Source organism: Bradyrhizobium sp. SPXBL-04 (assembly GCF_051853035.1).
Taxonomy (GTDB): Bacteria; Pseudomonadota; Alphaproteobacteria; order Rhizobiales; family Xanthobacteraceae; genus Bradyrhizobium; species Bradyrhizobium zhanjiangense.
On record NZ_CP182472.1, the window covers coordinates 2,349,608 to 2,362,741 of the forward strand.

Consider the following 13,134-nt stretch of genomic DNA (forward strand, 5'->3'; position numbering starts at 1 on the left):
TGCTTCGTCAAGGACCGCTCCTCTCCTCATCGCCACGGCTCAAATGACATCTCAAGCGTCTCGATTTACACCCGATCAGCCTCCGCAGATATGCTGCGAGTATTTGACTGAGCAAGCGCGAGCCCTGTTCGGCCCGCACCCCTTCGCTGCAGAGATGTCCGAAGGCCAGGTCGCGAGCCTGCTGCCTGAATACCTGGCTATGTCACAGGCGTTTCCGTACCTGCAGGCAGGGGCGCAAAGGGATCTCATCTTCGATGCAATGCATCACAATCGAGATCTTGCGAAGGATATTGAACTGACCAGCGTGGTCGCAAATTTCATCTGTTGGGATGAGACGGGTGGTTATGGCCGCGTTCTCCAGGGCGGCAAGGCGGCGCTACCCGATATTCTGGTGACTGAAAACTTCCACTCAAACATGTTGAGAAAGGATGCTTCGCGACTACTCGGCAGAGCAATACGGCCCAACTACAGCGCCACGACGAAGCGTTACCTGCATTCTCTCTATGCCGGATTGTCATCGAAAGACCCCTTAGTGCGTTGCGCCTACATGGTCGCTTTTGAGCTACATGCTGCGGACATGATCCAGTCGCTATGGACCACTCTGGTCAAAACCTTTAAGGCGCGGTCTGACGATCTTGATTACTTCCGCAGCCACGTCGGCGGAGAAGATCCCGCGGAGAGGTATCACGGAGAAATGACAAGCCGGCTGATTGGCGAACTTGTCCCGGCGAACCGTAATGGTCGGTTTTTGGATGAATTCGATCGAGCCTATCGGCTTAGCTTACAGTGGTGCTGCGATCTGCTCCGAATTGTCTCACTTGGGAGAGATGGTCAATCGGAGATCGAACACCATGGCCGTTGTCATTGTGGTTCTGTCAAGTTCTATGTCCGAGCGCCGCGAGAGCTCTCTGCAGTTCGATGCAATTGCTCAATCTGCCAAATGTCTGGATTTCTGCACTTGCTCGTACCTGGGGATAAGCTCGGCATTGAGTGCGGCGAAGAATTCCTCACCGCGTACCAATTCAACAAGAATATCGCTCGGCACACGTTTTGCCGGCTGTGTGGCGTAAAGCCATTCTATAGGCCGCGATCGAATCCCTCCGGATTCAGCGTAAATATTCGGTGCCTGGATAAAAGAACCATCGAAGGCATAAGAATAAGCGAGTTCGATGGCGAGCATTGGGAGCAAGCATTCCGCTCGATGCACCAGGACCTGGAGTGCTGCGTCGAAGATCAAAACGTTGGAGTGAATTCGAATGGTGCGAGCAATGAGTGATAGATCCCGTCTGCTTTCAGAAGAAGCTCTGACAAAGTACCGCATAGAGCTGTTGGTGAAGGGGACGGTCGTGATCGACCCCCAGATATTGTTCACCCAAGCCGACTTGGCCAAGATCGATCAGCTGCAGGCTGAGATTCCCGAAGAAGAAGTGCGGGAGGGAGATGCCGGCGACTCGCACAATGTCTTTGTCAAACGGGTGAGGGTAGACCCGCCCGGCCGCGCTCCTAGGAACGTGAGTGGTGCAGCTCCAGGGCAGATCATGGAACTACTTGAAAGGAAAGACCGCAGCTTCGCGCTAAAAAAGATCTTGGGAGCCACGTCAGATTACGTGATTCGCCGATGCCAGATGCATCGGATGCCTCCTGGTTCATTTGTTGGCATCCATCTGGATGCTGCGAGCGACCCGGATTTCGAGTACTCGGTGATTGTGCAGCTCGCGAGAGACTTCGAGGGGGGTGAGTTCGTGGTGTATCCAAGCGGGTACGAGCAGCAGGTATTCCGACCGCCACTCGGTGCGGTGCTTGTCACCACATGTAAGCTCCGGCATGAGGTGAAGCCTGTGCTGACCGGGGAGCGCCGATCGCTGGTCTACTTCTGTTCAAAGCGCAGCGGCGCGAACCGCCGAATCATCGAAAGCTCTACCGGGGGCCTTTGATTGAGGTGGCTGAAATGGCTTTCGAATGACTTGCGTAACGGGTGAGCTCTCGGGAGAGGTTGCTCAGCTCGGCCATGTTGTGGTCAGACTGTCCCTCGCGAAGGCTGCCACAGTGCTGGTCGGAAGCCACGGCTGGCTTTGATCCCTGTAAAGGCCACCACGCGTAATCCGAGCAAAGGTTGCTCAGGATAGTTGTGACAATTCATCGTCGTTGCCTCGAACCGCAGGCGTGTCGGCGCGTACGCGATGGTGTACTTGCGCTGCGCGAAGGAAGCCCTTGTTGTCGTCATGTTCTCGACAGCTACCACACCTGGCAAAACAGCTGAATGCTCAGGGTGATTTGGGACGGCATGTGCGCCAACTGGGGCTTTGCAGGGTCAATTAGAAGAGAAGCCTCATCTGAAGCCCCGGATCGCGCGCAGTATTTTGCTCGATCGTCCTGCATCAGCCGAGTCCTAAGTATGCATTTTGAAAGTGAGAACGAGGGACTTTACCTCAACTCGCCGGGGGCTCCAGCAGTCGGGCCGCGCCGGCCCGCAAGAGAACTTGTCGGTTTCCCCGTCGGCAGACGCCCGGCCGACTACGCGCTCGTGGAAGAAGAGTTGCACAGGAACGATCCGGACCCAGACCCGATTCCTTCAACCCGCGCAAGCCCAGCCGCTGCGCTTAATCCGGAGCCAGAGCGACCGCGCACAGACCTTCCGGCAGATCGTCAGTGATCAGGATGACAACGATACCGCCGACTCCCTGTTCGTGCCTGTGAACGATGGTGGTGTTACTTACTGGCGGCGGCGCCGAGTGGTCGCCGCTGCGGGTTGATGGCGCGTGCCCGCCGCCCGCGTTGCCTATCACTATGGCTCCGCCGGGTCTCACAACAGCACCGTTGCAGAACAGCTCGCAGCACGTCTCGGCTCCCGCCTGCAAGCGGCCCGCATGGCCCGGCAGCAGAACGGCCATGATTGCGGAGTCTTTGTGGTAGACGCGAAGCGAGCGCTGATTAGACGATTGTCGCAGGGCGAGCGGCCAGACGATGAGCCACTGCACACCGAGCACTTCATCGCCGATCGGCAGGCACTCAGGAGCGACCTAAGGGTAGTCGCGATTGGGGCTGACAGAGCTAGAGCGAGACGAAGCAGACATTCACGTCACGTCCTCAGGTATGGGTTTCAAGCGCGCGATCGAAAGCGGGGGCAAGTTCGGATGAATTGAACGGTCCAAGATATGGTCGATGGGATCTCAATCAAGCCATTCTCAGTAGCCGGTGCTGCAGATCGCGGGCCGCGGGCCTGTCACGCGCAATCACAAGGCACTCCACCGTGCCAGCCTGTTCGTCGGCGGCAAGCGGGATCACGCCCTCCTTGCGTGTGCGGTCGAACAGAAATCCTTCCTTGCCGAAATGATCATGCGCTGCTCGGAGGGATCGTGATCGAACATTTCTCACGGATAAAATAACCTTGCAACCGGAATAGTCGAAGCCCAGCAGCCGGACGGCAATACTGTGTAACACCGAGCCGCCACCCCAGCGGCCGTTCGCTTCATTAAACAGCAACCGTCCGTCATTCGCGAAGATGGCGTCAATGTTGACCATTCCGCGATATCCCAGGTCTCGCGCAAGCGCCACAAATCGGTAGGCATGCGCCTGGGCGCTCAACCATTGCTCGTTCCTCAGATCGCTTGGAAGCTCAAGTCCTGTCCAGATCAGAGCTCTTTCGGATCGATCTGTGCTTTTACGAAGACGTATGTTTCCACTGTTGATGAAAACGATTGAACCATCATCCTCGATGTCATACTCGAGATAGAACAAAGACCTCGCCAAGTGGTACGATTCCACGACTAGCGTCTTACAAGACGCTGTTGTCATCTCAGACCAAAGCGCGTCAGGATCAAACGACCGCCATGAAATTCGCCGGGTATCTCTTGCCCCAGGTAGTGGATCGCTTTCCTTGCCGGTCAGGATGACATTTCCGACTCCACCGGCTCCATTGTCCAGCTTTACAATGACTCTGCCGGTCTCGGATCTGAGGAAAGTGACCGCCCTGAATAGTTCGTTTGAATCCGTCGTGACAGATCCATTGGGCAGCGGAAGTGCGACGCTTGTCGCCAATTGACGGAAGTGGCTCTTGCGGTTCAACAGATCAGGCCCTCGCTGCAGAGCGAAGTCGTCGCCCGTCTGCGCTATGCCCAGCATGGCCGCCAGGCGTGCGACGCCTTCAGTAGAGTAGCAGGGATACAATCGCCAGGTTGATTTCTGACGAATATGACTGTTGATCCGCTCAACGACAGTCTTGGACAGCAATGTGCAGTCATCAAGGACCGGCGATTGGCGGCCGCCTTCAGGTACGAGCAGAAAAAGACTCGATGCGTCGAAGTCGAGTGTCGCGCCAATGAAGGATAGCAGATCGGCCGGGATGACTACCGGGGAGACTATCAGGTCGCCCTCCTGGGCAAACCATGCTGAACGGTATGCCGAGTTGGCGGCCAGCGAAAGTTGAGCTGGTGTCAGATTGGCGCCCGACATTTGAGCCGTACCGGCATTCATGATTAGGATCCGCGGCATCGCGACCTCCGGGCATCTGGACGCGATCAGACAGGGATCGTCATGCCAACAATGATGAACTTGCGGCGCCGTGGTGAGGCTTGATTTTGCGCCGTCTCAATGTCACCTGCGATGTAGTGGGAGAGCACGGCTCACCTCCAATCTGCCGATCTCAATTGATAGCTCCTTTCGGGCTGATCGCGCGGCGATTTCCTTCAGCAAAAAATGCTGAATCTTGCCCAGCGCGGTCTTCGGTAGTTCTTGGATGAAAATGATTTCGTGCGGCACCTTAAAACGGGCAAGCTGCGACTGGACATGTGCTATCAGCGTTTCGGCCTCGATGCGGGCCCCCGGTCGCTTGATCACGTAAGCGACCGGTACTTCTTCCCAGCGCGCATCGGGTCGACCGACCACGGCGCATTCCGCGACATCCGGATGGTCCGTAAGCACACGCTCTACTTCTGCCGGATAAATATTCTCTCCGCCTGAAATGATCAGGTTTTTCTTGCGGTCGTGGACCCAAAAATATCCGTCTGCGTCGCAGCGGCCAATGTCCCCAGTGCGATACCAACCATTGCTCAGAGCCTCACGCGTTGCCTGTTGATTGTCCCAATATCCGCAGAAGACGTTGGGCCCACGGACTGCGATCTCGCCTGGGGTACCGGGCGGCAACTTGCTGCCCGAATCATCGATGATCGCCGCTTCGCAGCAGAGACCTGCCAGGCCGCTTGAGCCCTCAGGCACGAGATTTCCGCCGAGCTTCGTATACACAGCGATCGGGCAGGTCTCCGTCGAACCGTAAACCTGCAGGACTGGTACGCCGCGCGCGACAAAGCGCTCGACAAGGTGCTGAGGCACCATCGTCGATCCGGTACAGATTGCTCTAAGCGAGGATAGGTCGGTGCTTTCCCATCGACCATTGCTGGTCAGGGCTTGCATCATGGCTGGGACCAGAGTCGCCAGGGTCGGCCGGTCACGCTCGAACGCATCAAGCATGGTCTCCGCCGTAAAGCGGGTGTGGATAGTCACCGTCGCGCCGTGATGCAAACTCGGCGTCGTCTGGATGTTCAAACCACCGACGTGGAAGAACGGCAAAACAGCCAGCGTGTGATCGGCCGAGGTGAGGTCATGCATGTGCTGACTCATGATGCCGTTCCACAGCAACGCATCCTGACGCAGAACGGCGCCTTTTGGTCGCCCTGTGGTGCCCGAAGTATAGACGATCAGAAGCGGGCAAGACGGCTCCGCGCGTGGATTGCGTCCGTCACCACAGTCTCCGTCCAGAAGATCGTCCAACTTGCTGCCGCCGAGAGGCGTAAAGTCCAACCCGACAAGAGAGGCATGGGGCACTTGCTTCGTCAGGACAGGCAAAGCTGCGCCGAAGCACTGCTCAAGAACGAGCACTTTTGCCCCGGAGTCCGACAAAATGAAAAGGTGCTCGGCGGCCGCAAGGCGCCAATTCAATGGTACGAGGATTGCGCCGAGCCTCGCGCAGGCATAGAGCAGCGCCAGATAATCAGGCCTGTTGAGGCTGAGGATCGCGATCCTGTCTCCCCTCTGGACGCCGAGCTGGCTCTTGAAGGCGCGAGCGATCCGCTCAATCCGTCGATTGAGGCTTGCGTAGCAGAGACTCTGCCCTTCGAAATGGATCGCGGCTTTGCCGGGAGTATACGCAGCGTTTCGCTCGATCAGTGTGCAGAGATCCAACTTGTTATCCATGCGCCTCAGGCCCGCACGATACGTTTGTCCCGATGCGCTTCAGCCGAAATCGGGAATTACTTGGCGAGGCTCCGATCACTTGCTTCGGTTGGCCCTTGTACAGGCTATGATCAGAGGGCCTTGGCCGGGCCCGGTTCTTAATGGATGTCATGGGTTGCGAACAATGGATATTGCTTGAGATATCTCGGGCGATTGATCACTCACTCTGTTCTGCTCGGCGGCGGTCGTGTGCATCTGTCGGTAGTGATAGGCACACCACGAAGACAGTTTCTTGCCGTGTCTTTGATATATAGGCTCGCCGCACATATAGGCCGATCTAGCATCTCCATCTTTGAAGCCGATGATGCAACGGCATTGGCCTTCAATATGGTCGATCAACAGGACCTTCTTGACGCCGTCGGGCTCTTTCAACTTGCTGCTCCAGAATGCCAAGCAATATCTCCGATGCCGCGTGGTTTCGCGGAGCGGCATTTGCAGCTCAGGCTCTTTGAAAGCCTGCGCAGGCCCACCGTCTGTCGCACCTTTGCGCGCTGGAAATGCCTTGCCAGCCACGGGAAAGCAGTTTGAACAGAGCGGAAAGCCGGTTCGGCCAACTGATTTTGGCGCGGTGTCGCGCCAGAGGAGGGGTTTGGTTCAGATTCAGGAAGCTGCGCCCCCCCGCCGGGGCTTCGGATGGGGGTCTAGGTCGATCAATTCTGATCTCAGCGGCTCTCTGGTGGCCCGGCCCAGGACAGCTACATAGTCTCGGTCCCGGAATGCCGAACCATTCAAAGCTACGTGCGAGCGGTAGCGCCGCGACCGGCGCTCGCTGCATAGCCCTACCGACGGACCCGCCATCGGGGATGAGGATCATGACCGACCATCGGAGCGTGAATCTGACCAGCTGAGACATTCTCAATCCTTCACAATCCCGGCGGCAAACCAAGATAGGTGCCAACCTCAAGACCGTACAATTTAACGTTACGTCAGGTTCAAGCCCTTTTTGGCAGCCTGTGACAACATGGCCAAGCTCTCAGGCTGCCGGAAAAGGACCGCCGGCCGGTGTGCTGTCGCAAGCATTCAGTGCTGCGATTTGAGTCAAGAAAGTTCGTTTCCCATTGAGATCAGGGTCGCTGCCGATGAGCCCATTGTCGGAACGCTCGCCCTTCCGCGACCAGGTGTTCGCTGCCCTTGCAGCCGATTGCGCGCCTAAAGTCCGCTGCCCCGTCATTGAATAGCTCAGTCACTTCTATCTGGCGCCGACCGTGCGATGCCAAATGCGGTCGACCGATAGTTTTCGATGAGGTCGGCCTGATAGGGGCGCAGCCTGTAGCGGCGTTCGAGAAGCGATCCCGCGAATGTGGCGGCGGCCGTCATCCGACGCACGTCGCGGGCACTGACTTCGACTGGTGCCGGCATTATCGCAGCGTCTGATAGAGGCGGTACAGCAGCCGCGCGCGAGGTTCAATCGATGAGATGTAGAGTTGCTCATAATGCGTATGCGCGCCCTTGCCATCGACGCCAAGGCCGTCAAGCGTCGCGGTATGCGGCGCGGTGAAATTGCTATCGGAGCCGCCGCCGCTGAACGCGTCGAGCAGCTCGAATCCAAGCTCGGCAGCAAGCTTTTTGGCGTGTGCGTAAAGCGCCGCGCCGGCGCTGGTCTTCTCATATGGCTGACGGTTCAATTCGCCTAATACCTTCACCCTGACGCCCTCGGTGCGCGGGCTGATGCCGAGAATCTTCGGCACCAGCTCGTCGGCATGGGCCATGGTCGGCACGCGCATGTCGACCTGCGCATAGGCCAGTTCCGCGATCACGTTTGACCTGGTGCCGCCGCGGACGACGCCTACATTGACGGTGATACCGCGCGTGAGATCGTTCATCGCCTCCAGCGTCTGGATCACATGGCCGAGTTCCCGAATCGCGCTGCGGCCGTCCTCGGGGCGCGTGCCGGCATGCGCAGGCGCGCCCTTGATGAATACGTCGAAGCGCGCAACGCCCTTGCGCGCGGTGACGACCTTGCCGCCGTCGCACGCTGGCTCGGTCACCAGCACGTATTTGGCCTTGCGGCCCTCGGCCTCGATTAGCGCGCGCGAGGTTGGGCTGCCGATCTCTTCGTCCGAGACGTAGAGCTGGGTGATGCCGAGCGGCGGGCGTGCGTCATCGGCGCAGATCTGCCGGAAGGCGTGATAGGCGAGGTAGGCGCCGCCCTTCATGTCGTAGATACCGGGGCCGAACGCACTGTCGCCGTCGATCTTGAATGGTAGCCGTTCGATGGATCCCATCGGATGAACGGTGTCGAGATGGCTCAAGACCAGAATGCCCGGTACGCCCTGCCCCCAAGAAGAGCGGGTGAGCAAATGATCGCCGCAGCCGTCACGCCCCGCAACGCGCTCGACGCTGGCCGGCAGGTCGCGATAGCCTGCGGCAACGACATCAGCCAGTTTGTTGATCTGATCCGGACGCTCCGTCGGAGATTCGATCACGACCCAGCGGCGAATGCCCTCGAGAATCGGGGCGATTTCGAACGCGTTGCTGGACATAGTTGTCTAACGCCTTTGAATTCGATTGTCATCGCTGCTGCAAGATCAATGACATCACCCATGTACTCACATCAGAATCGAGTCCGAAGATCTAGAGAGTCGCCAACCGTTGTGACCCAGGCGTGCCTCTGGATTCGATCTTGCTGCGGCAACGATATACGTGCCTGTCGATTTTAACTGAGCTACCAAAGCTGGTAGTTTACGACGCGATTATGCAGCCCCAAGGAGGCCGAATTGGAGTTGGCGTTCTGGTGAGCTGCAATTATTCTGATCAGGACCTTCCTGCGAGATCCGCGCAAATCGCGTTGTCTTGACAAGGTGACCCCCACGCGTCTCGACGCGGCCAAGGCCTGACGGAACTCTGCCGGTTGATAGACGGCATTTCAAACTGGTGGCTCATGATCTTCTGGAGTTGTACCCGATTCCGACTTTGATCCGTATTGGGCGGCCTGTAATGAGGTACCCTGGTGTCGGAATTACGTGACGAGCAAGCTCAGATCGAGATCGGGTATGACTTCGATGTCCTCTGGTACAATCATGGCCAGACGGACCTGCAGTATCGCGCCGCGTTACGCCGGATCGGTGATTGCAGCGGCACAACTGAGAATTGCCACCGCCACGAGTTCAATAGGACCCTCCTCAAGCAGGAAACCACGCTGAGCGGCCGCCGACGCGCCAATGCACATGGAGTTGTGGTCGCGATCCCACCAGCTCGGCTGGAACCTCGCTGGACCGGCCGTGCGGAGGGGATTGATGCCGATTGCGGTACCGGCGCGCGCCTGCCAGAGTTTCTCCGCATGTAGACGGCATCGGCGCACTTAATGCTTTAAGAGAATACGTCTTTTTGCCTCGAGAAGATGCTCATCGAGCGTCGCGTGCAGCGCCCCCCGCAGCTCCGGTGGGATCGAGCTATCTGTATCGATCAATTCCCGGAACTTCCGAATGATGTGTTCTGTCACTGCAATTGATCCGAGTGTTTCAACCTCCTGCCAGGACATCATCGATTCTCTCCTTCAGCGCGCAGCACGTCCTCACCTTGGCAACCCGGGCCGCAACAGGCTCTCGTCGATAAAAAAGTTGGCTCTCGGGCCGCGTGCTCAGCGCGACTTGCTTTGATCAGGGCGAGCGCAGGCGGCGCACGCTCCTTGAAATCCCGCAGAAGTGACGCGCATTCGCGGCTGCAATACTTTCGCGCTCGTGAGCTGCAGTCTTGGTCGGAAAACCGGAACATCGGCCAGCTCGGCTGTCACGCGTTCGAAACCGCGATCAGGCGCTTCAGTCGAGCGGCTGCGGCGCCGCCATCAAGTGATTCTTGTCCAAGTGATACGCCTTCTTGCAGGGTCGAGGCCCGCCCGGCCACGACCAATGTCGCCGCCGCGTTCAAAAGCGCGGCATCGCGAAATCGACCTGGTTCGCCATCAAGCACATTTTGCAGAGCAACGGCATTAGCCTCGGCATCGCTGCTCTCCAGCGCGTCGTTGCGGCAGCGGGGGAGCCCGGCTTCTTCCGGCGTCACTTCGAAGGTGCGGACTATACCCGCCTCAAGCGCAGCAACAAATGTTGGGCCGGTGAGAGTTATTTCGCCGAGCCCGTCCGAGCCATGAACAACCCATACCGATTCGGCACCGAGGTTCTTCAAGACGTACGCGAGAGGCTGGACCCATTCGGACGAGAATACTCCAACGATCTGCCGTTTGACCCTAGCCGGATTGGACAGAGGCTCGATCAGATTAAACATCGTGTAGGCTCCAAGTGCGCTCCGGATCTGGCCGACGCGCTGCATCGCCGGATAATAGGCTGACGCAAACATGAAGCCGATGTCGGCTTCCTGCATACAACGTGCAATGACCTCAGGCTTGAGATCGACCTTAACGCCGAGGCGCGCCAACACGTCTGCAGCGGGTGAACCCGAAGACGCAGCCCGGTTTGCATGCTTGGCGACAGGAATGCCGGCCCCGGCGACGATGAAGGAAGCACACGTCGACACGTTGACCGAATACATAAGGGTGTCGCTCGTGCCACCGATACCGACGGGGTCGCATGCCGCCTCGACCCGCGGCATTCTATTCCGCATCGCGGAGGCGGCGCCGGTGACTTCTTCGATCGTCTCGCCTCGGACGCGCATCCCCATCAACAAGCCGCCGATTTGTGAGGGAGTCGCGTAACCCGACATCATGCTGTCGAAGGCTGACGCAGTTTCCTCGCGCGTCAGAGTGGCGCCGGTGGCAACTTTGCCGATGATCGATCTAAGCTCTTCCATCGAACTTTACACGTTCCTTGTCCAAACCTAGGGCTCTTCCGTTTAACGAGGCATCGTTGAAGAGACCTGGCCCGGTTGCCTTGATACAGCTGCCCGACCCATCCGCACCCGGCATGGCCTCATTGACGCTTGCGGCGGCAGTCGGTTGAGTGTGGGCGCCGTTGGCAAGGCTACAACCTGACGCTACGTGAGGGTCAAGCGCTCTATTTCGTAGCGGCGTCGAGAGGAGATCGTCGACCAGTTGGAACACTCTAGTTGCTTGACGCCACGACCGACGAGCACTGTTTCGCGCCCGCTTGCCCCGTCCGCAGCGGCCTCGTTACGCGGTGTTCCGGCCGGATCAGCATTCCGGCGCCGCCGGCGTGCAGCATTGAAGCGGCTTCCTCTACCTGCTTTGACGCCATCGGTGCTGGGTAGATCGAGCCGATCTCAGCTGGCTCTACAAATTAACCCCAACTGATTGCAAATGAAGGTGCGCAGGACAGCCTTCATAGAGCAATCGACGCGTTGATCCGCCCGCATGAGGCGGTGAGCCACCCGTGTTCGGTCCTGCCTTACAGTCGGAATACGCTATACTGCGGCGCATCGATCGGAGCATTGAGCGAAGCGCTCAATGCGATTGCGAGGGCAGTTCTGGTATCGACGGGATCAAGGATGCCGTCGTCCCAGATTTCTGAGGTCGCATAATAGGCACTTGACCGCTCGCGATATTCTTCAAGAATTGGTGCTCGAATGGCTGCCAATTCCTGCTCCGAGAGGCGCCCTCCGGCGCGAGCCAATTGTCTCGCCTTGACGTGGGTGAGAACTCCGGCCGCCTGCTCGGCGCCCATCGCAGATATCTGAGAATTTGGCCAGCTGAACACGAATCGAGGATCAAACGCGCGTCCCGACATAGCGTAAGTTCCTGCGCCGTGCGAGCTGTTACAAATGACCGTAAACTTCGGCACGGACGCTCCGGACACCGCCATGATCAACTTAGCGCCGTCCTTGGTGACCCCGCGCCGTTCATATTCGCGGCCAACCATAAAGCCCGTTACGTTCTGCAGGAAGAGCAGGGGCGTCCGGTTCTTGTCGCACAGTTGAATGAAATGAGCCCCCTTTTGCGCGCTATCGCCGAACAGCACGCCATTATTGGCAAGGATCCCGATTTGATATCCGTGAAGCCGGGCAAAGCCGCACACGAGTGATGTCGCAAAGCGCGCCTGGTATTCTTGAAATCGGCTGCCATCGACCAGACGAGCGATGATCTCTCGCATGTCGAACTCCGCGCGCGCGTCCTTTGGAAGGATACCGTAGAGTTCGGACGCACTATAGGCTGGCGGCTCGGGGGCCACTCGATCGATCGAGGTCTTCGCCGGTCGGTGGAAGCGAGCAACGACGTCGCGGGCAATCGCAATCGCATGGAGTTCGGAGTGTGCGAAGTAGTCACAGGTGCCCGACACGCTGGTATGCATGAGGGCGCCGCCAAGTTCGTCGGCGGACACTTGTTCGCCGGTGGCAGCCTTCACGACCGGAGGGCCGCCGAGAAAAATCGCTCCAGTACCTTCGACGATAATGTTGTATTCACTAAGCGCTGGGACGTAGGCCCCTGCGGCGGTGCAGTGGCCCATGACGATGGCGACCTGCGGCACCCCCATCTTCGAGAGAACGGATTGATTGCGGAGAATTCGACCGGCATGGTAGCGATCAGCAAAGAATTCCGCCTGCAAAGGCAGGAATCCGCCGGCGCAGTCGCACAGGTGAACCACAGGCAGACGGTTTTCGATGGCTATATCCAATGTCCGCACGATCTTCTTGACCGAGAGTGGATACCATGCGCCGCTCTTCACGCTGGCATCGTCGGCATGAACAATAACCTCTCGCCCCGCCACAATGCCGATGCCGACAACCTGGGCGGCGCCGGGCACCTCGCCGTCGTATGCCTTGTTAGCCGCCAGTGTCGAAAGCTCTAGGAACGGAGTTTCCGGATCGAGCAAGGCCGCGAGCCGCTCACGAACAAACAGTTTATTCTGCCGACGCAGCCGCTCGAAGTCCCGCGCAGGCCTGTGGAAGCGGGCAACGCGTTGGCGCTCCTTCAATTCGGCGGCAAGTTGTCTGTTGTGCAGGTCGTTGCGACGAAATTCCTGCGAGTTCACGTTCGCCACGGAACCGATCCGCTGCATT

General features: G+C 58.4%; 11 protein-coding genes. 3 read left to right on the forward strand and 8 right to left on the reverse strand.

Annotated features, from left to right (window positions below; translation table 11 throughout):
• Nucleotides 1–154 precede the first annotated feature (154 nt).
• Entirely contained in the window at nt 155–1,276 is a 1,122-nt protein-coding gene (locus tag ACNJX8_RS10835) for a GFA family protein (RefSeq protein WP_439410330.1), read from the forward strand.
• Complete coding sequence (locus ACNJX8_RS10840) at nt 1,269–1,934, forward strand: 2OG-Fe(II) oxygenase (RefSeq protein WP_439360588.1); 666 nt, start codon at nt 1,269–1,271, stop codon at nt 1,932–1,934. Before ACNJX8_RS10835 ends, ACNJX8_RS10840 begins: the two co-directional genes overlap by 8 nt.
• Before the next feature lie 666 nt (nt 1,935–2,600).
• Here the strand turns inward: ACNJX8_RS10840 and ACNJX8_RS10845 are convergent.
• From ACNJX8_RS10845 to ACNJX8_RS10865, 5 genes are all read right to left on the reverse strand, one after another.
• Entirely contained in the window at nt 2,601–2,891 is a 291-nt protein-coding gene (locus ACNJX8_RS10845; protein ID WP_439360590.1) for a hypothetical protein, read from the reverse strand.
• Nucleotides 2,892–3,174: 283 nt separating this feature from the next.
• The gene (locus tag ACNJX8_RS10850) at nt 3,175–4,473 is read right to left on the reverse strand and encodes a peptide ligase PGM1-related protein (protein ID WP_439360592.1); all 1,299 of its coding nucleotides are present in this window, start codon (nt 4,471–4,473) and stop codon (nt 3,175–3,177) included.
• Between the two features lie 120 nt (nt 4,474–4,593).
• The gene (locus ACNJX8_RS10855; RefSeq protein WP_439361880.1) at nt 4,594–6,177 is read right to left on the reverse strand and encodes a class I adenylate-forming enzyme family protein; all 1,584 of its coding nucleotides are present in this window, start codon (nt 6,175–6,177) and stop codon (nt 4,594–4,596) included.
• Nucleotides 6,178–6,336: 159 nt separating this feature from the next.
• Nucleotides 6,337–6,600, reverse strand: coding sequence for a hypothetical protein (locus tag ACNJX8_RS10860; protein ID WP_439360594.1), 264 nt, complete (start codon nt 6,598–6,600; stop codon nt 6,337–6,339).
• 986 nt (nt 6,601–7,586) lie between these two features.
• Nucleotides 7,587–8,711 carry a M20 family metallopeptidase gene (locus ACNJX8_RS10865; RefSeq protein WP_439360595.1) on the reverse strand — a complete coding sequence of 375 codons (1,125 nt, stop codon included), beginning with the start codon at nt 8,709–8,711 and terminating at the stop codon, nt 7,587–7,589.
• Between the two features lie 467 nt (nt 8,712–9,178).
• On the opposite strand from ACNJX8_RS10865, the gene ACNJX8_RS10870 reads away from it, so the two are divergent.
• Entirely contained in the window at nt 9,179–9,514 is a 336-nt protein-coding gene (locus tag ACNJX8_RS10870; protein WP_439360597.1) for a hypothetical protein, read from the forward strand.
• Nucleotides 9,515–9,529: 15 nt separating this feature from the next.
• Here the strand turns inward: ACNJX8_RS10870 and ACNJX8_RS10875 are convergent, their stop codons facing one another.
• From ACNJX8_RS10875 to ACNJX8_RS10885, 3 genes are all read right to left on the reverse strand, one after another.
• A complete protein-coding gene (locus ACNJX8_RS10875) occupies nt 9,530–9,712 on the reverse strand; it encodes a hypothetical protein (RefSeq protein ID WP_439360598.1) in 183 nt (60 codons plus the stop codon).
• A 245-nt stretch (nt 9,713–9,957) separates the two neighbouring features.
• Nucleotides 9,958–10,971, reverse strand: coding sequence for an anthranilate phosphoribosyltransferase (trpD, locus tag ACNJX8_RS10880; protein ID WP_439360599.1), 1,014 nt, complete (start codon nt 10,969–10,971; stop codon nt 9,958–9,960).
• 554 nt (nt 10,972–11,525) lie between these two features.
• Nucleotides 11,526–13,133, reverse strand: a complete 1,608-nt coding sequence (locus ACNJX8_RS10885) for an acyl-CoA carboxylase subunit beta (protein WP_439360601.1) — start codon at nt 13,131–13,133, stop codon at nt 11,526–11,528.
• Nucleotide 13,134 lies beyond the last annotated feature (1 nt).

Bases quoted from the DNA above. Each gene is read 5' to 3' on its own strand.
- ACNJX8_RS10865 (WP_439360595.1), bottom strand. From the start codon at position 8,711: ATGTCCAGCAACGCGTTCGAAATCGCCCCGATTCTCGAGGGCATTCGC.
- trpD (WP_439360599.1), bottom strand. From the start codon at position 10,971: ATGGAAGAGCTTAGATCGATCATCGGCAAAGTTGCCACCGGCGCCACT.
- ACNJX8_RS10845 (WP_439360590.1), bottom strand. From the start codon at position 2,891: ATGGCCGTTCTGCTGCCGGGCCATGCGGGCCGCTTGCAGGCGGGAGCC.
- ACNJX8_RS10835 (WP_439410330.1), top strand. From the start codon at position 155: ATGTCCGAAGGCCAGGTCGCGAGCCTGCTGCCTGAATACCTGGCTATG.
- ACNJX8_RS10885 (WP_439360601.1), bottom strand. From the start codon at position 13,133: ATGCAGCGGATCGGTTCCGTGGCGAACGTGAACTCGCAGGAATTTCGT.
- ACNJX8_RS10850 (WP_439360592.1), bottom strand. From the start codon at position 4,473: ATGAATGCCGGTACGGCTCAAATGTCGGGCGCCAATCTGACACCAGCT.
- ACNJX8_RS10875 (WP_439360598.1), bottom strand. From the start codon at position 9,712: ATGATGTCCTGGCAGGAGGTTGAAACACTCGGATCAATTGCAGTGACA.
- ACNJX8_RS10840 (WP_439360588.1), top strand. From the start codon at position 1,269: ATGAGTGATAGATCCCGTCTGCTTTCAGAAGAAGCTCTGACAAAGTAC.